Source organism: Streptomyces lichenis (assembly GCF_023218175.1).
In the GTDB taxonomy this organism is placed as follows: domain Bacteria; phylum Actinomycetota; class Actinomycetes; order Streptomycetales; family Streptomycetaceae; genus Streptomyces; species Streptomyces lichenis.
This window is the reverse complement of sequence record NZ_JALPTH010000004.1, coordinates 227,531-250,407: the sequence shown is the minus strand read 5'-3', so window position 1 is coordinate 250,407 and position 22,877 is coordinate 227,531. Positions and strand designations below refer to the sequence as shown.

Annotated in this window: 19 protein-coding genes, 3 tRNA genes and 1 pseudogene; 11 read left to right on the top strand and 12 right to left on the bottom strand. The window is 73.5% G+C overall.

Features of this window, described 5'->3' with window-relative positions:
- Position 1: 1 nt before the first annotated feature.
- Positions 2–1,300, bottom strand: coding sequence for an ABC transporter substrate-binding protein (locus M1O15_RS06120; protein WP_248632195.1), 1,299 nt, complete (start codon positions 1,298–1,300; stop codon positions 2–4).
- Positions 1,301–1,547: 247 nt separating this feature from the next.
- Between M1O15_RS06120 and M1O15_RS06115 the strand changes: the two genes are divergently transcribed.
- Positions 1,548–2,588, top strand: a complete 1,041-nt coding sequence (locus M1O15_RS06115; protein WP_248632194.1) for a LacI family DNA-binding transcriptional regulator — start codon at positions 1,548–1,550, stop codon at positions 2,586–2,588.
- Positions 2,589–2,649: 61 nt separating this feature from the next.
- On the opposite strand, the gene M1O15_RS06110 is transcribed toward M1O15_RS06115, so the two are convergent.
- A complete protein-coding gene (locus tag M1O15_RS06110) occupies positions 2,650–3,786 on the bottom strand; it encodes an RICIN domain-containing protein (RefSeq protein WP_248632193.1) in 1,137 nt (378 codons plus the stop codon).
- 485 nt (positions 3,787–4,271) lie between these two features.
- Between M1O15_RS06110 and M1O15_RS31805 the strand changes: the two are divergent.
- A pseudogene (locus M1O15_RS31805) lies at positions 4,272–5,393 on the top strand (NPCBM/NEW2 domain-containing protein); the annotation flags it as partial.
- Positions 5,394–5,488: 95 nt separating this feature from the next.
- Here M1O15_RS31805 and M1O15_RS06105 read toward each other — a convergent pair.
- From M1O15_RS06105 to M1O15_RS06095, 3 genes are all read right to left on the bottom strand, one after another.
- Positions 5,489–5,562, bottom strand: a tRNA-Ile gene (locus tag M1O15_RS06105).
- 212 nt (positions 5,563–5,774) lie between these two features.
- A tRNA-Asn gene (locus M1O15_RS06100) sits at positions 5,775–5,847 on the bottom strand.
- A 5-nt stretch (positions 5,848–5,852) separates the two neighbouring features.
- Positions 5,853–5,925, bottom strand: a tRNA-Asn gene (locus M1O15_RS06095).
- Between the two features lie 170 nt (positions 5,926–6,095).
- On the opposite strand from M1O15_RS06095, the gene M1O15_RS06090 reads away from it, so the two are divergent.
- The 6 genes from M1O15_RS06090 to M1O15_RS06065 all read left to right on the top strand — a co-directional run bounded on the left by M1O15_RS06090 (position 6,096) and on the right by M1O15_RS06065 (position 12,348).
- Positions 6,096–6,395, top strand: a complete 300-nt coding sequence (locus tag M1O15_RS06090) for a YtxH domain-containing protein (protein ID WP_248632192.1) — start codon at positions 6,096–6,098, stop codon at positions 6,393–6,395.
- Between the two features lie 62 nt (positions 6,396–6,457).
- Complete coding sequence (locus M1O15_RS06085) at positions 6,458–7,894, top strand: FGGY family carbohydrate kinase (RefSeq protein ID WP_248632191.1); 1,437 nt, start codon at positions 6,458–6,460, stop codon at positions 7,892–7,894.
- A gap of 128 nt (positions 7,895–8,022) precedes the next feature.
- Entirely contained in the window at positions 8,023–9,756 is a 1,734-nt protein-coding gene (locus M1O15_RS06080) for an ABC transporter ATP-binding protein (protein ID WP_248632190.1), read from the top strand.
- Positions 9,756–11,699, top strand: a complete 1,944-nt coding sequence (locus M1O15_RS06075) for an ABC transporter ATP-binding protein (protein ID WP_248632189.1) — start codon at positions 9,756–9,758, stop codon at positions 11,697–11,699. The genes M1O15_RS06080 and M1O15_RS06075 overlap by 1 nt, the downstream gene beginning before the upstream one ends.
- Before the next feature lie 108 nt (positions 11,700–11,807).
- Positions 11,808–12,047: a hypothetical protein gene (locus M1O15_RS06070; protein ID WP_248632188.1), complete on the top strand. Its 240-nt coding sequence runs from the start codon at positions 11,808–11,810 to the stop codon at positions 12,045–12,047.
- Between the two features lie 49 nt (positions 12,048–12,096).
- Positions 12,097–12,348, top strand: coding sequence for a hypothetical protein (locus tag M1O15_RS06065; protein ID WP_248632187.1), 252 nt, complete (start codon positions 12,097–12,099; stop codon positions 12,346–12,348).
- Positions 12,349–12,381: 33 nt separating this feature from the next.
- Here the strand turns inward: M1O15_RS06065 and M1O15_RS06060 are convergent, their stop codons facing one another.
- The 4 genes from M1O15_RS06060 to M1O15_RS06045 form a co-directional block, all read right to left on the bottom strand.
- Complete coding sequence (locus M1O15_RS06060; protein WP_372499358.1) at positions 12,382–13,566, bottom strand: RNA polymerase sigma factor; 1,185 nt, start codon at positions 13,564–13,566, stop codon at positions 12,382–12,384.
- Positions 13,567–13,745: 179 nt separating this feature from the next.
- A complete protein-coding gene (dnaG, locus tag M1O15_RS06055; RefSeq protein WP_248632186.1) occupies positions 13,746–15,665 on the bottom strand; it encodes a DNA primase in 1,920 nt (639 codons plus the stop codon).
- A gap of 74 nt (positions 15,666–15,739) precedes the next feature.
- Positions 15,740–17,008 (bottom strand): NAD(P)/FAD-dependent oxidoreductase, encoded by a 1,269-nt coding sequence (locus tag M1O15_RS06050; RefSeq protein WP_248632185.1) that lies wholly within the window; start codon positions 17,006–17,008, stop codon positions 15,740–15,742.
- 171 nt (positions 17,009–17,179) lie between these two features.
- Positions 17,180–18,508: a deoxyguanosinetriphosphate triphosphohydrolase gene (locus tag M1O15_RS06045; protein ID WP_248632184.1), complete on the bottom strand. Its 1,329-nt coding sequence runs from the start codon at positions 18,506–18,508 to the stop codon at positions 17,180–17,182.
- Between the two features lie 174 nt (positions 18,509–18,682).
- On the opposite strand from M1O15_RS06045, the gene M1O15_RS06040 reads away from it, so the two are divergent.
- Positions 18,683–19,402: an aquaporin gene (locus M1O15_RS06040; protein WP_248632183.1), complete on the top strand. Its 720-nt coding sequence runs from the start codon at positions 18,683–18,685 to the stop codon at positions 19,400–19,402.
- 84 nt (positions 19,403–19,486) lie between these two features.
- Positions 19,487–20,188: a SanA/YdcF family protein gene (locus M1O15_RS06035; RefSeq protein WP_248632267.1), complete on the top strand. Its 702-nt coding sequence runs from the start codon at positions 19,487–19,489 to the stop codon at positions 20,186–20,188.
- A gap of 2 nt (positions 20,189–20,190) precedes the next feature.
- On the opposite strand, the gene M1O15_RS06030 is transcribed toward M1O15_RS06035, so the two are convergent.
- The 3 genes from M1O15_RS06030 to M1O15_RS06020 form a co-directional block, all read right to left on the bottom strand.
- On the bottom strand, positions 20,191–20,721 hold the full coding sequence (locus M1O15_RS06030) for a gamma-glutamylcyclotransferase family protein (protein WP_248632182.1): 531 nt from the start codon (positions 20,719–20,721) through the stop codon (positions 20,191–20,193).
- The gene (gene cutA, locus M1O15_RS06025) at positions 20,718–21,053 is read right to left on the bottom strand and encodes a divalent-cation tolerance protein CutA (protein ID WP_248632181.1); all 336 of its coding nucleotides are present in this window, start codon (positions 21,051–21,053) and stop codon (positions 20,718–20,720) included. The genes M1O15_RS06030 and cutA overlap by 4 nt, the downstream gene beginning before the upstream one ends.
- A 93-nt stretch (positions 21,054–21,146) precedes the next feature.
- Positions 21,147–21,794, bottom strand: a complete 648-nt coding sequence (locus tag M1O15_RS06020) for an NADPH-dependent FMN reductase (protein ID WP_248632180.1) — start codon at positions 21,792–21,794, stop codon at positions 21,147–21,149.
- Between the two features lie 257 nt (positions 21,795–22,051).
- Between M1O15_RS06020 and M1O15_RS06015 the strand changes: the two genes are divergently transcribed.
- Entirely contained in the window at positions 22,052–22,774 is a 723-nt protein-coding gene (locus tag M1O15_RS06015) for a GVDTG sorting domain-containing protein (RefSeq protein WP_372499357.1), read from the top strand.
- Positions 22,775–22,877 lie beyond the last annotated feature (103 nt).

The following is a 22,877-nucleotide window of genomic DNA, read 5'->3' as shown; positions in this document are numbered from 1 at the left end:
GCTACTCGGCGGTCCGCAGCCCCTGCTTCCTCATCTCCGCCAGGGTCTGGTCCTGGGCGGTGCGCAGGGCGCCGGCGATGGTGGACTTGCCGGCCCACGCCTTGCCCAGTCCGTCGTCCAGGTCGGCGGCCGTCTTGGTCATCAGCGGCCCCCAGGTCCACTCGCTGCCCACCTTGGGCGCGGCGTCGGCGAACACCGGGTAGATGTTCTGGCCGCCGAAGTACGGGTCGGGCTTACGCAGTTGGGGCAGGTCGAGCAGCTTCTTGGCGGCCGGGTAGAGCGCGGCCTTGTCCACCAGGGCGCCGTACGTCGCACGGTCGGTGGAGAGCCAGTGGGCGAACTCCCAGGCGGCCTTGGCGTCACCGCAGCCCTTGAGTACGGCGGTGGCCGATCCGCCGGCGTTGCCCACCCGGGGGGCGGAGGCGTCCCACTGGGGCATCGGGGCCACCGCCCACTGCCCGGCGCCGTCCTTCGCACCGCCCTTGATGACCCCGGCCTGCCAGACCGCGCCGACCACGGTGGCGATGTCCCCGTTGCCCAGACCGGTGTACCAGGCCTGGTCGTACATGGGGGCCCCGCTGATCAGCTTGTCGTCGACCAGGCCCTGCCAGTAGTCGGCGACCTTCCTGTTCTCCGCGGAGGCCATGCTGACCTTCCAGGAGTCGCCCTGGACACCGAACCACTCGGCGTCCGTCTGCCAGGCCAGACCCGCGTAGTCGTAGTTCAGATACGGGGAGGAGATGTACCGGTCGGGGTCCGAGGCGTGGATCCTCTCCGCCGCGGTGCGGTACTCGGCCCAGGTGGCCGGCGGCTGGAGCTTCAGGGAGTCGAAGACCTTCTTGTTGTAGAAGAGCGCCATCGGCCCGGTGTCCACCGGGGCGCCGAAGACCTGGTCGCCCAGGGTGACCGACTTCCAGGCCGCCTCCTGGAAGTCGCCCTTCGACGCGGCGGCGTGCTCGGCGACGTTCTCCAGGGCGCCCTGGGCGGCGAAGCTGGGCAGCGTCTCGTAGCCCACCTGCGCCAGACAGGGCGCGTTGCCCGCCTTCACCGCGTTCAGCATCTTCTGGTAGCCGCCCTTGGCGCCCGGCTGCACCGCCTGGTAGGTGACCTGGCTGTCCGGGTGTGAGGCGTTGAAGGCCTTCACGGCATCCGCGTACCCGGGAGCCCAGCCCCAGAATGTGATCGATGCCTTGCCGCTCGCGGCCGGCTTCCCCTCCGTCGACTGGGAACATCCGGCGGCGGCGAGAGCGAGCACCAGTACGCCGCAGGCGCCCGCTCTGCGCGCATTGGTCAGGTTCACGGTTCCTCCTGAGCACCGCGGCGGGCCGAGAAGGACACCTCGAAGAGGACCGCGGGAAGGGATGGTGCGCTGCCGAGTCGATGGCCGGTGCGCGTCGATGGCCGGAACTATGGCAGGGAATGTTATCGATGCCAATACCTCTGACGGCTCTGTTTCCCCGCCCCGTCCCTCCTTCTCGGCAGCCGAGGAGGAGCGCTACCATCAGTCACCTGCGACATTCGGCCGGCGGCGACGGGGACAGGGACTCATGGGGAAGAGGGGCGCCCAGGCCGAGGCACGGCCGCCGGGAATGGCGGACGTGGCCCGTGCGGCCGGGGTGTCCGCGCAGACGGTGTCGCGGGTCCTGTCCGGCCACCCCAACGTCCAGGAGCGCACCCGCGCCAAGGTGCTGGCCGCGGTGGAGCAGCTGGGCTACCGCCGCAACAACGCGGCGCGGATGCTGTCCTCGGGCCGCAGCCGCACCATCGGCGTGGTCACCCTCCAGACCACCTTCTACTCCCGTGCCGCGGTCACCTCCGGCATCGAGCACGCGGCCCAGGCGTCCGGGTACGCGGTGAGCACCGCCACCACCACCTCCCTGGACACCTCCGCCATCGAGGCCGCGCTGTCCCGGCTGGCCGACCAGGGCGTCGAGGGCGTCATCCTCTCCGTACCGCTGGTCCACACCAGCCCGCGCATCGAGCAGCTGACCCGCTCGATCCCCACGATCACCATCGACGGCTCCCGCACGGACACCACGGAGGTCGTCGCCGTCGACCAGGCGCTCGCCGCCCGGCTGGCCACCCGGCACCTGCTCGACCTGGGCCACGAGACCGTCTGGCACATCGCCGGGCCCGAGCAGTGGCTGGAGGCCGGCAGCCGCCGCGACGGCTGGCGCGCGACACTGGAGGAGGCCGGCCGGCCCGTGCCACCCCCGCTGGAGGGCGACTGGTCGCCCGCCTCCGGATACCGCAACGGCCTCATCCTCGGCCGCATCCCCGACGCCACCGCGGTCTTCGTGGCCAGCGACGAAATGGCCTTCGGCGTGATCCGGGCCCTGGCCGAGCTCGGCCGGCGGGTCCCCGAGGACGTATCCCTGGTCAGCGTGGACGACATCGACCTGGCCGCCTACTGCAGCCCCCCGCTGACCACCGTCGCCCAGCCCTTCACCCGCACCGGCGAACTCGCCGTCGCGCACCTGCTGCGCCACATCACCGCCCCCGACGCGGTGGCCCTCCCGGAGACGGTCGAACCCCAACTCGTCATCCGCGCCAGTACCGCCCCGGCCGGCGGGTCCACGACCCCCTGAACATGACCGGACCCCAGCCGCCCCCTCCCACGGCTGGGATCCGGGAACCGTGCCGCCTCGTTCAGCCGCGCGTCCACTTCTGGCTGGAGCCGCCGCCGCACGTCTGGAGTTCGACCTCCACGCCGTTGGCCGTGGAGGCGCCCTTCACGCCGAGGCACAGCCCGGACTCCGTGCCGCGGACGCTGCCGTCCGTGCCGAAGGTCCACTTCTGGTTGGCGCCACCGTTGCAGTCCCAGAGGGCGACCTTGGTGCCGGGCGAGGTGCCGTGGTTCGCGGCGTCCAGGCACTTGCCGTTGACGAAGAGCTGGCTGGACGACGTCGCGGTCCACTGCTGGTTGCCGCCGCCGTTGCACGTCCAGAGGCCGGCGGCGTTCCCGCTGCCGTTGAGGTGGTCCAGGCACTTCCCGGACCCCTTCGACACCAGCGTGGAGGAGGTCCCGGTGACGAAGCCCCGGGTGACGTGCGTGCCGCTGCCGACCTGCTCGGCTTGGTAGTTGGCCTGGCCGACGCAATTGCTGTACTCGTAGTTGGCCTTGCTGGTGCCGGTCCGGCCGCCCGCGTCAGTGCTGGTGGGGCCGCCGAAGACGGCGTCGGAGCGCGGCATCGTCGAGCAGCTGCCGATACCGAGGTAGTACTCGACGAAGCCGCCCTGGGAGCCCTTGAGGCCGCCGCTGCCGGCCGGCACCTTGTACTGCCCGATGACCGTCGCCGCGCCGGTGACCGTGTCGGTCGCCGTCCCCTTCCACAGGTCCGTGCCGACGCGCTCGACCTTCAGGTTGTACTTGTGCCCGTAGACGGCGTCGAACTCCACCCCGCAGCTGACCCCGGACCCCCCGTCGGCACCGCCCGAACAGTTGGGGTGCTGCGGGGAGGCGCCGTCACCGAAGAGGGAGAAGACCCCGCGCAGGCGCTCCTTGCCATCCTTGTTCGGGCGCGGCTGCAGGCCCGTGTACCCGCCGCGGCCTCCCTGGAAGCTGAACTGCTGGGCGAAGTAGATCCCGTGGTTGTGCGCGGTCGCGGGGTTGACCGTCATCGGGAAGGTGATGTTGCCGAACCCGGACGAGGGGGCATTGGGGATCGACCAGCCGATGGAGACGTTGCCCCCGCCGACGGCGGCGGTGGCGGACTGGGGGGCCCACAGCAGGAGCCCCGCCCCGGCGGCGGCCGCGGCGCGAAGGCCGTTCTTCAAGCGCGACATGAGTGATCCGTCCTGTGATCGTCGGTGCGGAGGCGGCCAGGGGCACGCCGCGGCCCGAAGGCGGAGCGACGGCACATGACCCGGTGCCGCACGGGATCGCACGGCACCTGCGGCGACTCCCGCGTTATCGCTATCTCTCCGCCGAGTCGCCTCTCCTACGCCGCCCTGACAGCGCGGTGGCCGGAACTATGGCAGAGCTTGTTATCGATGCCAATCCCTACTGGGCGGAAACCTGGACGCGGCTCACCACCCACCGCCCCGGCTCTACCCGCACCGCCGGCCGCATCACGGCCCCGGACGGCGGACACCCTCGGGGAGCTGACACCCCTTCACAGAGAAGCACGGTGTTTTCTGTTCGGTAATATTGCCTTCTGTTGGAAGCCGGCCCTACGGTACCCCCTCGAAGGCGCGAGGGCGTGTGATACCGGCACTGGTTCCGCTCCGCTTCCGGGTCGTGCGGCGCCGGACCCCGCGCAGTCTGACGGCTGATATGCCTCCCTCCTCCCGAGAGGTCGACATCATGCACGCACGAGATCTACGCCGCCCCCATGGCCACCACCTGCGCCAACTACGCGGGCCGCCTCGGCCACGAGAAGCAGGACGCCGACACCTTCGCCTCCTGGGGCGTGGACTACCTCAAGTACGACTGGTGCGACTCGCGGGGGAGCCCGGAGGACCAGCGCCGGCAGTTCGGCCTGATGCGGGACGCCCTGCGGGCCACCGGCCGCCCCATCGTCTACAGCATCAACCCCGGCTCCCGGCATGACGCCGAGTACGCCTCCCGGTACGACTTCGGCGACCTGGCCCACAGCACCCGCATCGGGGAGGACCCGGGCACCACCTGGTGGACGCAGGGAAGCGAGCCCAGCCACTACCCCATGGGCACCCTCAACACCCTCGACCTGGCCGCCCCGCTGGTCTTCCGCAGCGCCCCCGAGCGCCGGAACGACTGGGACATGCTCCAGGTCGGCAACGGCGGCATGCCCGCCAACGAGGCGCGCGCCCAGTTCACACTGTGGGCCCTGGGCGGCTCCCCGCTCATGGCGGGCGACAACATCGCCACGATGAGCGACCTGTGGAGCGGCGGCAGGACGACCACCAGCGGCACCGTCACCGCGACGGTGCCCGCACGCGACGCCGTCGCCTACCGGATCAAGCGCACCGGCCCCCTTCGGGCCCCCCTGCCGGCGGGCACCCACCAGGTCGGCTCGATGGACTGGCTGTCCCAGAGCAACCCCTGGGGTCCGATCGAACGCGACCGCTCCAACGGTGAGCAGGCCGGCGGCGACGGACGCACCCTCTCCATCGGCGGCACCACCTGCGCCAAGGGCCTGGGCACCAACGCCGACTCCTCCGTCAACGTCTGGCTGGGCGGCTCCTGCACCCGCTTCACCGCCAAGGTCGGCATCGACGACGAGGTCGGCGCCGGCCGCGGCAGCGCGCAGTTCGGCGTCTACGGCGACGGACGCCTCCTCGCGTACACCGACGCCAGGACCGGCGGGCAGTCGGCCGTCACCCTGACCGCGGCGACCCAGGGGGTGAAATCCCTGGAGCTGCGCGCCACCACCACCGTCGACGGCCCCGACTACGACCACGCCGACTGGGCCGAACCCACACTCATCTGCGCCTGGACCGAGGGCGTCCCGCCACACGGGAAATCGCCCGGCCGGGGCCTTTTCACTGCTCGGAACGTTTCTTACGGTGGGGCGGGTGGGACTCGAACCCACGGCCGACGGATTATGAGTCCGCTGCTCTAACCGGCTGAGCTACCGCCCCTCACGGCGCGTCGCGTACATGTGTGCGCGTCGTCTGCCGCAGCATAGCCGGTCATACGATCTCCTGCTCCGGCTGGTCGGCCATGCCTGACCATGAGGACTCCGCAGCGGTCCGGACGGTTCCCACCTGGGGGAAACGGGCTCGGGAAGGCGGGACGGGACAGGGGCGGGAAACGGCGAAGAGGGCCCCGGAGGACCCTCTTCGCGATGGAGCTCCCCCGGCTGGACTCGAACCAGCAACCCTCCGGTTAACAGCCGAATGCTCTGCCAATTGAGCTACAGGGGATCGCGCTCCCCCGACTGGACTCGAACCAGTAACCTGCCGGTTAACAGCCGGCTGCTCTGCCAATTGAGCTACAGGGGATTGCTGCGTTGCACCGAACGTACCCGCCGGGGTGCTCCCGGGGGGCGGGCGCTCGCTGCGACACATACATTAGCGCAAGCAGGGGGGTGCTCCGCCAATCGGTACCCGGGGTGATCCCTGCTCCTGACGGGTAGGCGGTCAGCACCGACGCCGACGGAAGGGTGGCAGCCATGCGTTACAAGCTCACGTTCGTGGTGGGAGTGGCTCTGGGGTACGTCCTCGGAACCAGGGCAGGGCGGGAGAGGTACGAGCAGTTGCGCAAGCAGGCGCGGCAGCTCTCGCAGAACCCCGCGGTGCGCAACGCGGCGGAGTCCGCCGCGCAGACCGGGCGGGAGGTGGCCGGCAAGGCGCTGCACCAGGTGAGCGACAAGGTCGGCGACCGGATGCCGGAGTCCGTCGCCGAGCGGGTGCGCTCGCTCAAGGAGCGCTCGCGCACCGGTGAGGACGAGTGGGGGACGACCAACACCTGACAAGCGGATCCGGCTTGCCCGACCCGTCCGCAGCAGTGGCCCGTGCGGCAGAATCTATTCCCATGGGGATAGTCGCCGGGTTGGACAGTTCGTCGGGATTCACGCGCATCGTCGTCTGCGACACCGACACGGGCGCCGTGCTGCGGCAGGGGTACGCACCGCATCCGGTGGAGCCGAAGGCCGCCGAGGTGGATCCGCAGGCGTGGCTGCTGTCGCTGGGCGAGGCCGCCTCGGGCGGGCTGCTGGAGGGCGTGCAGGCCATCGGCGTCTCCGCCCAGCAGCACGGGCTGGTGCCGCTGGACCGGCAAGGGGCGCTGGTGCGTCCCGCGCTGGTGGGCAACGACAAGCGGGCGCAGGTGGCGGCCGCCGACCTCGTCGAGGGGTTCGGCGGCCGTCAGGCGTGGGCGGAGGCGGTGGGCTGCGTACCGCAGGCGGCGCAGCCGGTGGCCAAGCTGCGATGGCTGGCGCGCAGCGAGCCGGAGGCGGCGGCCCGGGTGGCGACGGTGCTCCAGCCGCACGACTGGCTGGTCTGGCAGCTGCTGGGGCGGCCCGCCCGGCGCACCACGGACCGGGGCGCGGCCTCGGGTACGGGGTACTGGTCGGCGGGCTCGGGTGCGTACCGGCCCGACCTGGTGGAGCTGGCGCTGGGGCACCAGGCGGCGCTGCCGGAGGTGCTGGGCCCGGCCGAGGCGGCCGGGATGACCCCGGAGGGCCTGCTGATCTCGGCCGGGACCGGGGAGACCATGGCGGCGGCGTTCGGGCTCGGGCTGGCGCTCGGGGACGCGGTGGTGTCGCTGGGGGCCTCCGGCTCGGTGATGGCGGTGCACCACGAGGCGCTGGCCGACCCCAGCGGGATGATCACCTCGTTCGCGGACGCCACCGGGATGCATCTGCCGGTGGTCTCGACGTCGAACGCGGTGCGGGCGCTGCGCGGTACGGCGGAGATGCTCGGGGTGGAGGGGCTCCAGGAGCTGTCGGCGCTGGCGCTGAAGTCGACGCCGGGCGCCTCGGGGCTGGTGCTGCTGCCGTATCTGGAGGGTGAGCGCACCCCGAACCTGCCGCACACCGCGGGCACCCTCAGCGGGCTGCGGCGCGAGTCGATGAAGCCGGAGCACCTGGCGCGGGCGGCGTTCGAGGGGATGCTGTGCTCGCTGGCGGACGCGCTGGACGTGCTGCGCGGCCGGGGCGTCCAGGTGCGGCGGGTGTTCCTGCTGGGCGCGGCGGCGGAGCTGCCCGCGGTGCAGGCGGTGGCGCCCGCGGTGTTCGGCGCGCAGGTGGTCGTCCCCCAGCCGGCCGATTACGCGGCACTGGGTGCGGCGCGGCAGGCGGCCTGGGCGCTGGGCGTCTCCCAGGGCACCCTGTCCCCGCAGGCCCCGCCGGCCTGGCAGGGGGCCTCCGCGCAGGTCTTCGAGGCGGGCGAGGAGCTGGCCATGGGCCAGGCGGTGCGCCAGCAGTACACGGCCACCCGTGAGCAGCTGCATCCGGGCGCGTTCGCGTAAGGGGGCGGGGGCGGATACGCGGGCGCCCCCCCGGTGCACGGGGAACCCCCGGCCCCGTACGGCCGTGTACGGCAAAGTCCGAGGAAACCGACTCGTGGTCGGCGGCCGGTCCGGGCGATAGTTGACCCGTGCTCAGACAACTACTCCGCAACCACCTGGGGCCCTACCGGCGGCCGATGGCGTTGCTGGTGGCGCTGCAGTTCCTGCAGACCTGCGCCACCCTCTATCTGCCGACCCTGAACGCCGACATCATCGACCACGGGGTGGTGCGCGGGGACACCGGCTACGTCCTGCGCTTCGGGGCGGTGATGGTCGCGGTGTCGGTGGCGCAGGTGGTGTGCAGCATCGGCGCGGTGCGGCTCAGCGCGCGGACGGCGGCGGCGCTCGGGCGGGATGTGCGGGCGGCCGTGTTCGAGCGGGTGCAGTCCTTCTCTTCGCGGGAGGTGGCGGCGTTCGGGGCGCCGTCGCTGATCACCCGGACGACCAATGACGTCCAGCAGATCCAGATGCTGGTGCTGATGGCGTTCACCGTGATGGTGTCGGCGCCGATCATGTGCGTGGGCGGGATCGTGCTGGCGCTCGGGCAGGATGTGCCGCTGTCGGCGGTGCTGCTGGCGGTGGTGCCGGTGCTGGGGCTGTCGGTGTACGCGATCGTGCGCCGGATGCGGCCGCTGTTCCGGCTGATGCAGAAGCGGCTGGACACGGTGAACCGGGTGCTGCGGGAGCAGATCACCGGCAACCGGGTGATCCGCGCCTTCGTCCGGGACGGCTATGAGCGCGGCCGGTTCCGCGGGGCGAACGAGGAGCTGACCGAGGTGTCGCTGGGCACCGGGCGGCTGATGGCGCTGATGTTCCCCGTGGTGATGACCGTGGTGAACGTTTCCAGCGTGGTGGTGGTCTGGTTCGGGGCGCACCGCATCGACTCCGGCGGGATGGAGATCGGCGCGCTGACCGCTTTCCTGGCGTATCTGATGCAGATCGTGATGTCCGTGATGATGGCCACCTTCATGTTCATGCAGGTGCCGCGGGCCGAGGTGTGCGCCGAGCGGATCGAGGAGGTGCTGCGCACGGAGTCCAGCGTGGTGCCGCCGGTGGAGCCGGTGACGGTGCTGGAGCGGGCGGGGCACCTGGAGGTGCGGGGGGCGGACTTCCGCTATCCGGGCGCGGAGGAGCCGGTGCTGCGCGGGGTCGGCCTGGAGGCACGGCCCGGTGAGGTGACGGCGGTGATCGGCTCGACCGGCAGCGGCAAGTCCACGCTGCTGGGGCTGGTGCCGCGGCTGTCGGACGTGACCGGCGGCGAGGTGCTGGTGGACGGGGTGGACGTGCGGCGGCTGGACCCGGCGGTGCTGGCGCGGATCGTGGGGCTGGTGCCGCAGCGGCCGTATCTGTTCTCCGGGACGGTGGGCTCCACCCTGCGCTACGGCCGGCCCGGCGCGAGCGACGCGGAGCTGTGGCACGCGCTGGAGGTGGCGCAGGCCGCCGACTTCGTACGCGGGCTGGAGGGCGGGCTCGACGCCCCCGTGTCGCAGGGCGGGACCAACTTCTCCGGCGGGCAGCGCCAGCGGCTGGCGATCGCCCGGACCCTGGTGCAGCGGCCGGAGATCTACCTCTTCGACGACTCCTTCTCGGCGCTGGACTACACCACGGACGCGGCGCTGCGGGCGGCGCTGGCCGCCGAGACGGCCGAGGCGACGGTGGTGATCGTGGCCCAGCGGGTCTCCACCATCCGGGAGGCCGACCGGATCGTGGTGCTGGACGAGGGCCGGGTGGTCGGCGTGGGCCGCCACCACGAGCTGATGGCGGAGAACGAGACGTACCGGGAGATCGTGCTCTCCCAGCTGACCGAGGCGGAGGCTGCCTGATGGCGGGGCCGGCGGGACGGATGATGGCGGGCGGCGGGCCCGACCAGCGTTCGACGGACTTCAAGGTGTCGGGCAGGCGGCTGCTGCGGCAGCTCGCCCCGGAGCGGCTGACGCTGTGGCCGATGCTGCTGGCGGGCGCGCTGGGCGTGGCGCTGTCGGTGGTCGGCCCGTTGATCCTGGGCCGGGCCACCGACCTGGTGTTCGCCGGGGTGGTGGGGCGGCAGACGCCGGAGGGCGTCAGCAAAGAGCAGGTGGTGGCCCGGCTGCGGGTGGACGGGGACGGCGGGCTGGCCGATCTGCTGTCCGGGGTGGCCTTCACCCCCGGGCAGGGCATCGACTTCGGCGCGGTCGGCCGGACGCTGCTGGTGGCGCTGGCGGTGTACGGGGTGGCCGGGCTGCTGATGCTGGTGTCCTCGCGGCTGTCGATCCGGGTGATCAACCGGACGGTGTTCCGGATGCGGGAGGCGGTGCAGCACAAGCTGGAGCGGCTGCCGCTGGCGTACTTCGACCGGGCCAGGCGCGGTGAGGTGCTCAGCCGGGCGACCAACGACATCGACAACATCGGCCAGACCATGCAGCAGACCATGGGCCAGCTGGTCAACTCGCTGCTGACCATCCTGGGCGTGCTGGTGATGATGTTCTACGTCTCGCCGCTGCTGGCCCTGGTGGCGCTGGTGACGGTGCCGCTGTCGGTGGTGGTGGCGACCCGGGTCGGCAAGCGCTCCCAGCCGCACTTCGTCCAGCAGTGGCGGGCCACCGGCCGGCTGAACGCGCATGTCGAGGAGATGTACACCGGGCACGCGCTGGTGAAGGTCTTCGGCCGGCAGGGCGAGGCCGCGGAGGACTTCCGCGAGCAGAACGAGGAGCTGTACCAGGCCTCGTTCCGCGCCCAGTTCAGCAGCGGGATCATGCATCCGCTGATGATGTTCATCTCGAACCTGAACTACGTGCTGGTGGCGGTGGTCGGCGGACTGCGGGTGGCCACCGGCGCGCTGTCGATCGGCGACGTCCAGGCGTTCATCCAGTATTCGCGGCAGTTCTCGATGCCGCTGACCCAGGTGGCGTCGATGGCGAACCTGGTGCAGTCGGGGGTGGCGTCGGCGGAGCGGGTCTTCGAGCTGTTGGACGCGGAGGAGCAGGAGCCGGACGGGTCCGGGACGGGCCGGGCCGAGCCCCGGCGCCCGGCCGGCGGCCGGGTGGAGCTGGAGAAGGTGGCGTTCCGCTACGACCCGGAGCGGCCGCTGATCGAGGAGCTGTCGCTGGCGGTGGCGCCCGGGCAGACGGTGGCGATCGTCGGCCCGACCGGCGCGGGCAAGACCACGCTGGTCAACCTGCTGATGCGGTTCTACGAGGTGACCGGCGGCCGCATCCTGCTGGACGGCACCGACATCGCCTCGATGCGCCGGGAGGAGCTGCGGGCCCGGATCGGCATGGTCCTCCAGGACACCTGGCTCTTCGGCGGCACCATCGCGGAGAACATCGCCTACGGGGCCCCCGCCGAGCGCGAGGTGGGCCGGGCCGAGATCGAGGAGGCCGCGAAGGCCGCGCACGCCGACCGGTTCATCCGCACCCTGCCCGACGGCTACGACACGGTGATAGACGACGAGGGCTCCGGGGTCAGCGCGGGCGAGAAGCAGCTGATCACCATCGCCCGGGCGTTCCTGTCGGACCCGCTGATCCTGATCCTGGACGAGGCCACCAGCTCGGTGGACACCCGTACCGAGGTGCTGATCCAGAAGGCGATGGCCCGCCTGGCGCACGGCCGGACCAGCTTCGTCATCGCGCACCGGCTCTCCACGATCCGGGACGCGGACGTGATCCTGGTGATGGAGGACGGCGCGATCGTGGAGCAGGGCTCGCACCGGGAGCTGCTGGCCGCCCGGGGCGCGTACGCCCGGCTGTACTCGGCACAGTTCGCCCAGGCGGTGGCGGAGGTCGACTGAGCGGGCCGCCGGCCGGCGGCGGGGCGGACGGAGGGGGCGGCTACGGTGTGCGTGGCCGCCCCCGACCGGTGGTGCGGCGCACACGGACGGGGAGCCGGGGCGGACGGGATGGCGAAGCGGCGGGACGGCGGGGTGCCCCTGGGGCGGCTGCGCACGGGCGCCCGGAGCGGGCGGGTGCCGGGCGTGGGGATGGCGCTGGGGGTGGGCGCCGGGACGGTCCTCGGCGCGGGCCTCGGCCTGCTGCTCGACGGCCTCGCCCCGCTGGGCGTCGGCCTGGGGGTGGCGCTGGGGACCGGGCTGGGCGCCGCGCTGGAGAGTGCCCGGCGGCGGGGCGGGCGACTGGGGTGAGCGGACTGCCGCCCCACTGACCAGGGCGGCAGGCGATCGAGGGGGACACATGGCCGGAGAGCGGCAGGGCGGCGGTACGCCGGAGGGCAGTGGTACGCCGGAGGGCGACGCGGCGGGCGCCGGCGGGCGGGCGCGGGGAGCGGGCATGGCGATCGGGCTGGGCATCGGGACGGCGCTCGGGGTCAGCGTCGGTTCCCTGGCCGGCGACCTGGCGCTGGGCCTCGGTCTGGGGATGGCCCTCGGTACGGCGTTCGGCGCCGCGATGGAGAGCACCTGGCAGCGGCGGCGCGACGACTCCTGACGGACGGCCGGTGGCCCGTACCGCCGGGGGCCGTCAGTCCAGATAGCCGCGGAGCTGCTCGGCGTAGGCGTGGTCGCGGAGCTTGCCCAGCGTCTTGGACTCGATCTGCCGGATCCGCTCCCGGGTGACGCCGAAGAGGCGGCCGATCTCCTCCAGGGTGCGGGGGCGGCCGTCGTCCAGCCCGTAGCGCAGATGGACGACCTTGCGCTCCCGCTCGCCGAGGGTGGAGAGCACCGCCTCCAGGTGCTGGCGCAGCAGCAGGAAGGCGGCGGACTCCACCGGCGAGGGGGCGTCCCCGTCTTCGATGAGGTCGCCGAGCGCCACGTCGTCCTCCTCGCCGACCGGGGTGTGCAGCGAGACCGGTTCCTGGGCGAGCCGCAGCACCTCGCCGACGCGCTCCGGGGCCAGGCCGAGGTGGGCGGCCACCTCCTCGCGGGTGGGTTCGCAGCCGCGTTCCTGGAGCAGCCCGCGCTGCACCCGGATGACCCGGTTGATCAGCTCCACCACATGGACCGGGACCCGGATGGTGCGGGCCTGGTCGGCGAGCGCCCGGGACATGGCCTGCCGTATCCACCAGGTGGCGTAGGTGGAGAACTTGTAGCCGCGGGTGTAGTCGAACTTCTCCACCGCCCGGATCAGCCCGAGGTTGCCCTCCTGGACCAGGTCGAGCATGGTCAGCCCGCGGCCGATGTACCGCTTGGCGACGGAGACCACCAGCCGCAGATTGGCCTCGATCAGGCGGCGCTTGGCGATCCGGCCCATGACGACCAGCCGGTCCAGGTCGTGGGCGAGCCGGGTGTCCAGGTCGCGGGTGCGGGCCAGCTTCTCCTCGGCGAACAGCCCCGCCTCGACCCGGCGCGCGAGCTCCACCTCCTCGGCGGCGCTCAGCAGCGGGATGCGGCCGATCTCGCGGAGGTACTGGCGGAACAGGTCGGCGGCCGCCCCGCCGGTGCCCGCGGCCTCGGCCGCGCGGGCGCGCCGCGGCGGCACCGCCTCCGCCTCCGGGTCCGGCTGCTCCTGCTCGGCCGCCGCTCCCCCGTCGGTGAGCGGCGGCGGTACGGGCAGGGGTACGGGCCCGCCGGGGGCGGCCTCTACCGGCGTCAGGCTCAGGGTCCGGGTCTGCACGGGGGCGACCTCCTGGGTGTACGCCGCCGGTGGCGTACGGCGGCGGGGCGGCGGCGGCCGGACCGGGGCGGGTCCCGGGTGGATCCCTCCCACGGACGGCGACCGGAGCGGGGGCGTGCGGCCCGACGACGTTCGGGCGGCCCGGCGGTGCGGCACCGCCCTCAGTGTGGGGTACGACACATCGCGGCCACGAGGGGCGTGCGGCGTTTTTCTGCGAACGGCCTGCGACCGGCCGGGTCCGGAGGGTGACACGGCCCCGGGGGAATGGAGCCTTACAGCGCCGCCGCGCCGTTGGTGCGGAGGGACTGGGCGTACTGCTGGAGCACCCAGAGCTCGTTCTGCACGGCGGCCAGCGCCTGCGGGTCGCCGCCCGAGGCGAGGCGGGCCAGGGAGCCCTGGACCTCGGCGATGCGGCGGTCCACGGCGCGCAGCCGGACCGCGACCAGCTGGGTGTCGGCGTACACCGCGTCCACCTTGCGGATGTTCGGCGGCTCCACCGCCAGCTCGGTGACCAGGGCGCGGACCTGGTCGTCGGCGGCGGCCTCGCGGACCGCGGCCAGGTAGTCGGAGCCGGTCTTGACGCCCTGCTCGGCGCCGCCGGCGTCGGCGATGGTCTGGCGGACCACGGCGTAGGGGGCGGCGGTGAACTCGTCGGCCCCGTAGGCGTCGAAGGCGGGTGAGACCAGCGCCGGGTACTGCAGGGCGAGCTTCAGCAGCTCGCGCTCGGTGCGGTAGACCGGGTTGCGCAGGGTGAGCGCGGGGCCGGAGGGCGTACGGGGGGTGGTGGCCGCGGCGTGGGGCTGCTCGGGGCGGTTGGCGCCGCCACGGGCGCCCGGCGCGGGGCGGCCGCCGCGGTCGCGGGCCCACTTGGCGTGCTGGGCGACCCGGCGGACCACGAACTGGGTGTCCAGGATGCCGACCATGCCCGCGAGCTGCACGGCGACCTCGTGCTGGGAGGCGGTGTTCTTGATCCGGGCCACCACCGGGGCGGCCTCGTCCAGCGCGGCGGCCCGGCCGGCCGGGGTCTCCAGGTCGTATCGGCCGGTGATCTGGCGCAGCGCGAACTCGAACAGCGGGGTGCGCGGCTCGGCCAGCTCGGCCACCGCCTGGTCGCCCTTGGCCAGCCGCAGGTCGCAGGGGTCCATGCCGTCGGGGGCGATGGCGATATAGGTCTCGGCGGCGAACTTCTGGTCGTCCTCGAAGGCCCGCAGCGCGGCCTTCTGCCCGGCGGCGTCCCCGTCGAAGGTGAAGATCACCCGGGCCGAGCCGTTGTCCATCAGCAGCCGGCGCAGGATCTTGATGTGGTCGCCGCCGAAGGAGGTGCCGCAGGTGGCGATGGCGGTGGTGACCCCGGCCAGATGGCAGGCCATGACGTCGGTGTAGCCCTCGACCACCACCGCCCGGGAGGACTTGGCGATCTCCTTCTTGGCCAGGTCGATCCCGTACAGCACCTGGGACTTGCGGTAGATCGGGGTCTCGGGGGTGTTGAGGTACTTGGGCCCGTTGTCGTCCTCGCGGAGCTTGCGGGCGCCGAAGCCGACGACATCGCCGCCGGTGTCCCGGATGGGCCACATCAGTCGGCCGCGGAAGCGGTCGATGGGCTTGCCGCTGCGGCTGTCCTGGGAGAGCCCGGAGAGGATCAGCTCCTTGTCGGTGAAGCCCTTGCCGCGCAGGAAGCGGGTGAGGTGGTCCCAGCCGGCCGGGCTGTAGCCGACGCCGAAGTGCTGGGCGGCGGCCTGGTCGAAGCCGCGTCCGGCGAGGAAGACCCGGCCGGCCTCGGCCTCCGGGGAGCCCAGCTGCTCGGCGTAGAACCGGGCGGCCAGCTCATGCGCCTCGACCAGCCGGATGCGCTCGCCGCGCTGGTGGCCGGGGGTGTAGCCGCCCTGCTCGTAGCGGAGGGTGATGCCGGCCTTGGCGGCCAGGCGCTCGACCGTCTCCGAGAAGGAGAGGTGGTCGATCTTCATCACGAAGGCGATGGTGTCCCCGCCCTCCTGGCAGCCGAAGCAGTGGAAGAGACCCTTGCTCGGGCTGACCTGGAAGGACGGGGACTTCTCGTCGTGGAAGGGGCACAGGCCCTTGAGGTTGCCGCCGCCGGCGTTGCGCAGCTGGAGGTACTCGGAGACCACGGCGTCGATCGGGACCGCGTCCCGTACCGCCTTCACGTCCTCGTCGTTGATCCTGCCGCCAGCCACCCGGCAATCTTACGGCCGCGGCGGCGCCCGCTCGCCGGGCCTCCCGAAGGACCCAAGGCCTGCGGGAGGCGTCCTCAGACCCGGGGCAGCACCGCGTCCAGCGGGGTGGCGGGGTCGGCGAGGGCGTGCGGGTCCACCGGGGCGCCGGAGCGGATGAGCTCCTGGATGGGCCCTGTGACGTCCCACACGTTGACGTTCATCCCGGCCAGCACCCGGCGGTCCTTCAGCCAGAAGGCGATGAACTCGCGGCGGCCGGCGTCCCCGCGCAGCACCACCTGGTCGTAGGCGCCGGGCGGGGCCCAGCCGCTGTACTCCATGCCCAGGTCGTACTGGTCGGAGAAGAAGTAGGGGATCCGGTCGTAGGAGACGTCCTGGCCGAGCATCGCGCGGGCGGCGGCCGGTCCGCCGTTGAGGGCGTTGGCCCAGTGCTCGACGCGCAGCCGGGTGCCGAGCAGCGGGTGCTCGGCGGCGGCCACGTCCCCGGCGGCGTGGATGTCCGGGTCGGAGGTGCGCAGCGCGGCGTCCACCGCGATGCCGCCGCCGTGGTCCCGGTCGACCAGGGCGAGCCCGGCGTTCTCGGCGAGCGCGGTGCGCGGGGCGGCGCCGATGGCGACGACCACGGCGTGCGCGGGGTGCTCCTCGCCGTCCTCGGTGCGCGCGGCGAGGACCATGCCGTCCTGGCCGGTGATCTCGGTGAGCCGGGTGCCGAAGGCGAGCCGGACGCCGCGCTCGGCGTGCAGGTCGGCGAAGAGCTGGCCGAGCTCCGGGCCGACGGCGGAGTGCAGCGGGGTGGGCGCGGACTCGATCACGGTGACCTCGGCGCCGTAGCCGCGGGCGGCGGCGGCCACCTCCAGGCCGATCCAGCCGGCGCCGGCGATCACCAGATGGCCGTTGTCCCGGCCGAGCGCGGCCAGCACGCCCTGGAGCCGGTCGGCGTGGCTGAGCCGGCGCAGATGGTGCACCCCGGCCAGCTCGGTGCCGGGGATGTCCAGGCGGCGCGGTTCGGCGCCGGTGGCCAGCAGCAGCTTGTCGTAGGCGAGGAGGGTGCCGTCGCCGAGGCGGACGGTCTTGGCCTGCCGGTCCAGGGCGGTGACGGTCTGGCCGAGGTGCAGTTCGATGTCGTGTTGCGCGTACCAGGAGTGCTCGTGGACGAAGGCGCCCTCGCGCGGGTCCTTTCCGGACAGGTAGCCCTTGGACAGCGGGGGCCGTTCGTAGGGGTGGTCGCGTTCGTCGCCGATGAGGATGACCCGGCCGGTGAAGCCCTCGGCGCGGAGCGTCTCCGCGGCCTTGGCCCCGGCCAGTCCTCCGCCGACGATGACGAAGGTCTGATCTGCGTCGACCACGTGGTGCCTCCTGTTGTCCTTCGGTTCTCCTGGCGGCTGCCCGGCGGGGTCCCGGATACGTGCCGGGCGGCCGCGGCACGGGATCTCCACGCTACGCCGCCGCCACCCGGCAGCGTCCCGTACGCGGCGGGATGGCGGGAAGGAGACGTTCCGCGGTCGCGGCCCCGGGGGCTACCGCTGGGTGAGCCGGGTGTGCAGGGCGCGGGCGGAGGCGTCGGTGAGCGAGGCGATCTGGTCCACGACGACCCGCTTGCGGGCCCGGTCGTCGTGGGCCGCGTCGAACAGGGCGCGGAACTGGGGGTCCAGGCCCTCGGGGGCGCGGGCGGCGAGCGCCTCGGCCAGCTCGGCGACGACGATCCGCTGGTCGGCGCGGAGCGTCTCCTGCTCGGCGCGCTGTATGACGTACCGGTCGGCGACCGCCTTGAGCACCGCGCACTCGTGGCGCGCCTCGCGGGGGACGGCCAGCTCGGCGCCGTACCGGCTGAGCCGGCCGGGGCCGTGCACCGCCCGGGTGGCGCTCTCGGCGGCCAGGCAGAAGCGGCCGATGAGCTGGCTGGTGGCGTCCTTGAGCCGGGCCTGCGCCACCGCGGTGCCGTCGTAGCCGTGCGGCCACCACTCCTGCTCCATCAACCGGTCGAGGGCGTCGGCCAGTTCCTGCGGGTCGGTGTCCGCCGGTACGTAGCGGCCGATGGCGACCCGCCAGATGTCGGCGCGCTCGGGCTCGGCGTGCAGCAGGTTGGGGTCCAGGTGCCCGGCGTGCAGCCCGTCCTCGAAGTCGTGCACCGAGTAGGCCACGTCGTCGGCCCAGTCCATGACCTGCGCCTCGAAGCAGGTGCGGTCGCGCGGGGCGCCCTGGCGGACCCAGCGGAAGACCGGCAGGTCGTCCTCGTAGACGCCGAACTTGGGCGAGCCGGGCTGGGTGGGGTGGTCGCCGCGCACCCAGGGGTACTTGGTGGCGGCGTCCAGCGCGGCACGGGTGAGGTTGAGCCCGACGCTGACCAGCTCGCCGGTGGCCGGGTCGGGGGCGAACCGCTTGGGCTCGATCCGGGTGAGCAGCCGCAGCGACTGGGCGTTGCCCTCGAAGCCGCCGCAGTCCTTGGCGACCTCGTCGAGCGCCTGCTCGCCGTTGTGCCCGAAGGGCGGGTGGCCCATGTCGTGGGAGAGGCAGGCGGCTTCGACCAGGTCGGGGTCGCAGCCCAGGGCGGCGCCCAGCTCGCGGCCGACCTGGGCGCACTCCAGGGAGTGGGTGAGCCGGGTGCGCGGGGTGGGGTCCCAGGCGTGGGTGCGCGAGCCGGGGGTGACCACCTGGGTCTTGCCCGCGAGCCGGCGCAGCGCCGAGGAGTGCAGCACCCGGGCCCGGTCCCGCTGGAAGGCGGTACGGCCCGGCCGCTTGTCCGGCTCGGACGCGTACCGCTCGGCGGCGTGCCCGTCGTACGGGGCGTCCGGGGCGGGGGCGGTGCCGCCGGACGGGGCGGGGCGGGGGCCGTTGGTGCCGTTCATGCGTTGAAGGTAACCGCCCGGGCCGACAACGAACCCCTGAGGGGTGATCAAAGGGACGCGGGTTGACGGACCGGGTCGCACCGTGGGACGCGGCCTGGCGCGGACCGCCGCGCCCCGTACCATGAATTCCATTCAACGGAATAAGCATTCCGCAGAACGAAAGTGGGTGGGGGTATGGAGGGGACCCTGCCGCGGCGCGCCGTGGCGGAGTTCGTCGGCACCGCCGCGCTGGTGGCGGTCATCGTCGGCTCGGGCCTCCAGGCCAGCGGGCTCAGCGAGGACACCGGGGTGCGACTGCTGGCCAACTCGCTGGCCTCGGCGATCGGCCTGGGCCTGCTCATCGCCCTCTTCTCCCCCGTCTCCGGGGCGCACCTCAACCCGGTGGTCACCCTCTCGGCCTGGTGGACCGGGCGGCACGCCCCCACCCGACCAGGGCCCGGGCTCACCGGGCGGGGCGTGGCCCTCTACATCGCCGCCCAGCTCGCCGGGGCGGTGGCCGGGGCGCTGCTCGCCGAGGCGATGTTCGGCCGCCCGCCGGGCGCCTGGTCCACCCAGCTCCGCTCGGACGGCCATCTGCTCATCGGGGAGACGGTGGCCACCGCCGGGCTCGTCCTGCTGATCCAGGGACTGGACCGGATCGGCCGCGCCGCGCTCGCCCCGCTCGCCGTGGCCGCCTACATCGCCGCCGCGATCTGGTTCACCTCCTCCGGCTCCTTCGCCAACCCGGCGGCCACCGTGGGCCGTTCGCTGACCGACTCGTTCACCGGCATCGCCCCCGCCTCCCTCCCCGGCTTCATCGCCGCCCAGCTCCTGGGCGGCCTGCTCGGCGCCTGCCTGGCCGCCCTCCTCTACGGCGGCCGCCCGCCGACGGCCTCCCGGCTGCCGCAGCGGTGAACCGATGGCCGCCCGGACGCGTCGTCCCCGGTGGGACCCCCGATGACGGGGAACGAGCGGGAGCGAAGGGGCGGGGTCGGTGTGATGCGGGCAGTACGGAGGTGGCGGCCGTGGAGGGTCGGGCGGCGGGGGCAGCGGCGGCTGGTGCAGGGCGCGATGCTGGGCTGCGTCCTCGCCCTGGCGCCCGCGACCTGGATGCACGCCGTCGCCGACAGCCGGCTGCGCACCGCCGAGGAGGTGCCCGCCCATGACGTGGCGGTGGTGTTCGGGGCGGGCCTCCGGCAGGGCCGCCCCACCCCGTATCTGGCCCACCGGCTGGACGCGGCGGCCGGGCTCTACCGGGACGGCAAGGTGAAGGTGGTGCTGGTCACCGGCGACAACAGCCGCGCCGACTATGACGAGCCGGACGCCATGCGCGGCTATCTGCGCGAGCGCGGGGTGCCGGACGGGCGGATCGTCAGCGACTACGCGGGCTTCGACACCTGGGACTCCTGCGTCCGGGCCAAGCGGATCTTCGGGGTGGACCGGGCGGTGCTGGTCACCCAGGGCTTCCACGTCCGGCGCGCGGTGGCGCTCTGCCGCTCGGCCGGGATCGACGTGTACGGCGTCGGGGTGGACGAGCGGCGCGACGCGACCTGGTACTACGGCGGGGTCCGCGAGCTGGCCGCCGCCGGGAAGGCCGCCCTGGACGCCTCGCTCCGCCCCGACCCGGTCTTCCTGGGCCGCCAGGAGCCTGGTGTGGCCGAGGCGCTGGCGGCGGCAGGCGACGATCCTCACGGCTCCTGAGGTCAGGGCGGCGGCGGGAGCGGGGCCCGGCCCGGGCGGGTGAGCCAGTCGCCGCCGGTGATCGCGGCGCCCGGCCGCACCGCCGGGGCGGCCACGTACACCCAGGCCGCCACCCGGGCCCCGTCGGCCAACCGCACCGCCTCGCACCGCTCCCGCTCGTAGGCGTTGAGCGGATGGCCCGGCGCCAGGAACTCCTCCAGCGCGTCGAGTACGGCCAGCAGCGCCGCGTACTCCCCCGGCGCGGCCGTCACCAGCTCCCCGAGCACCCCCGCCGCACCGCCCCCGTCCCCGGCGCCCGCACGGGCGAGGTACGGATAGCCGGGGCCGTCGTAGAGCAGGGTGCCGGGCAGCCGCGCGGGCTCCTCGGCGGCGGTGCGGCCGCGCAGATGGCGGGCGTGGTTGGCCTCCCCCGGCCGGAGCGTGCCGTATACGAAGAAGGGCAGCGGGCGGTCGTCCGGACCGGGGGCGGCCGACGAAAAGGCCTTCGGGCCGGGGGCGGGCAGCGGGCGCCCGAGGGGGTCGGGGACGGTCATCGGGCGGAGGTCTCCGCCGTCAGCCAGGCCAGGTAGCCGGCACTGCCGCGGACCACCGGCAGGGCGATGATCTCCGGCGTCTCGTAGGGGTGCGCGGCGGTCAGCTGGGCCTCCAGCTCCTCGTAGCGCTCCTCCGTCGTCTTGAAGGAGACCTGCCACTCCTGGCCGGTCTCGATCGCGTCGTTCCAGTGGTAGACCGAGGTGATCGGGCCGGAGACCTGCGCACAGGCGGCGAGCCGGGCCTCCACGGCGCTCCGGGCCAGCCGCTCGGCGCTCTCGGCGCTGTCGGTGGTGGTCAGTACGGTCAGGGCCGGGGCCGGAACCGGGGGCATGCTGATCTCCTCGGGAGTACGGGAGTACGGGGGTACGCGGGGGCGGGGGCGGGCGCGGCGCCCCCACCGTACGCCGCGGGGTAGCGGACCCCCTCACGCCCCGTACGGGCGTACCGCCTTGGCGTCCCGCAGGGCGTGCCCCCACCAGGCCAGCTGGTCGAGCAGCGTCTTGGCGGCGGCGTCGGGGACCGCCGGGTCGCGGTGGGCGCCGTCCTGGTCGAAGTGGCCGTGGGCGCCGTGGAAGGAGACGGTGTCGCGGGTGGTCACCGCGTGCATCTCGGCGAAGACCTGGCGCAGTTGCTCGACGGCCCGCAGCCCGCCGGACAGCCCGCCGTAGGACACGAAGGAGACGGGCTTGGCCTGCCACTCGGTGAAGTGCCAGTCGATCAGGCTCTTCAGGGCGGCGGGGAAGGAGTGGTTGTACTCGGGGGTCACCACGGTGAAGGCGTCGGCGGCGGCGAGCACCGGGCCGACCGCGGCCAGGGTGGCCGCCGCGGCCGGGCCGGGGTCGCGGGAGAGCCCGGTCGGCAGGTCGGCCTCGGCCAGGTCGACCACGTCGACGGCGAACTCCGCGTGCTTCCGGGCGTGGGCGAGGAACCACTCGGCCACCACGGGGCCGAACCGCCCCTCGCGGTTGCTGGCCACGATGACGGCGAGCCGGAGCGGAACGGTAGGCGGCCGGTCGTCGGGGTGCGGACGGGTGGCGGTCTCGGGGGCGCTCGGGGCGCTGCTGCTCTGCATGGGCCACAGACTCACTCCTCAAGCTTGGTCGAGGTCAAGCGACCGGCTCACCCGTTCGGCCGGATGACCGGCGTACGCCCTCGGAGACGGCGCTGAGCTGCGAGGACGTCCACCGACACGGGCCGGGGGGAGCCCGGGCGACCGGAACTGATGCGTGATCAGCAGGCGGGGCGCGGGCCCGGACCGTTACCTCGGAGAGGAGAAGACCAGGACATCACCAGGACATCCGTCCGATCGTGCGGCCCCGGAGGACCCCCATGCGCACCACTGCCCGCCCGCTGACCGGTACCGCGCTGGCGGCCCTCGCGCTCGGCGCGCTCGCCGCACCGACCGCGTACGCGGGAGACCGCGGCTCGCTGGAGGTCTACCCCTCCCCCGCGAGCCCCGGCGACACCGTCACCGTCAACACCACCGCCTGCGGCAAGGACGGGCACGGGGTGGGTGACGCGGAGTCCCTGGGGGCCGGGGAGTTCAAGCTGAAGCGGGGCACCCAGAAGGAGATCGTGGTCGGGCGCTTCACCGTGCCCAAGCACACCAAGTCCGGCACCTATGCGATAGCCGTGGCCTGCGACAATGGCAGGACCGCCACCGGCGATCTGATCGTCAAGCACTCCGGCGGCCAGAGCTCGGGCGGGCACAGCTCCGGCGGGCACGACTCCGGCGGCTCCGGGGGCCATGACTCGGGGGGCTCCGGCGGGCATGACTCGGGCGGGTCCAGCGGCGGGCACGACTGGGACGGCGGGTCGTCCGGCGGCCACGAGTCCTCCGGGGGCCACGAGTCCTCCGGGGGCCACGAGTCCTCCGGGGGCCAGGAGGAGAGCGGCGGCCGCCACCCCAGCGGCCACGTGAAGACCGGTGTCGGCGGCAGCGTCGGCCCGGACACCACCCAGATCGCGACGGGTGCGGGCGTACTGGCCGCCTCCGCCGCGGGCGGGCTGTGGTTCCTGCGTCGCCGGGCGAGCGGCACGCGGAACGGCTGACCGGGGTCCGTCCCCGAAGCCCCCGCCCCGCTCCCCGCCCCCGCCGCGTGTGTCCCTCCAGACCGCGGCGCGGGTGGGGAGCCCCATGGACCCTCCCCCCGCT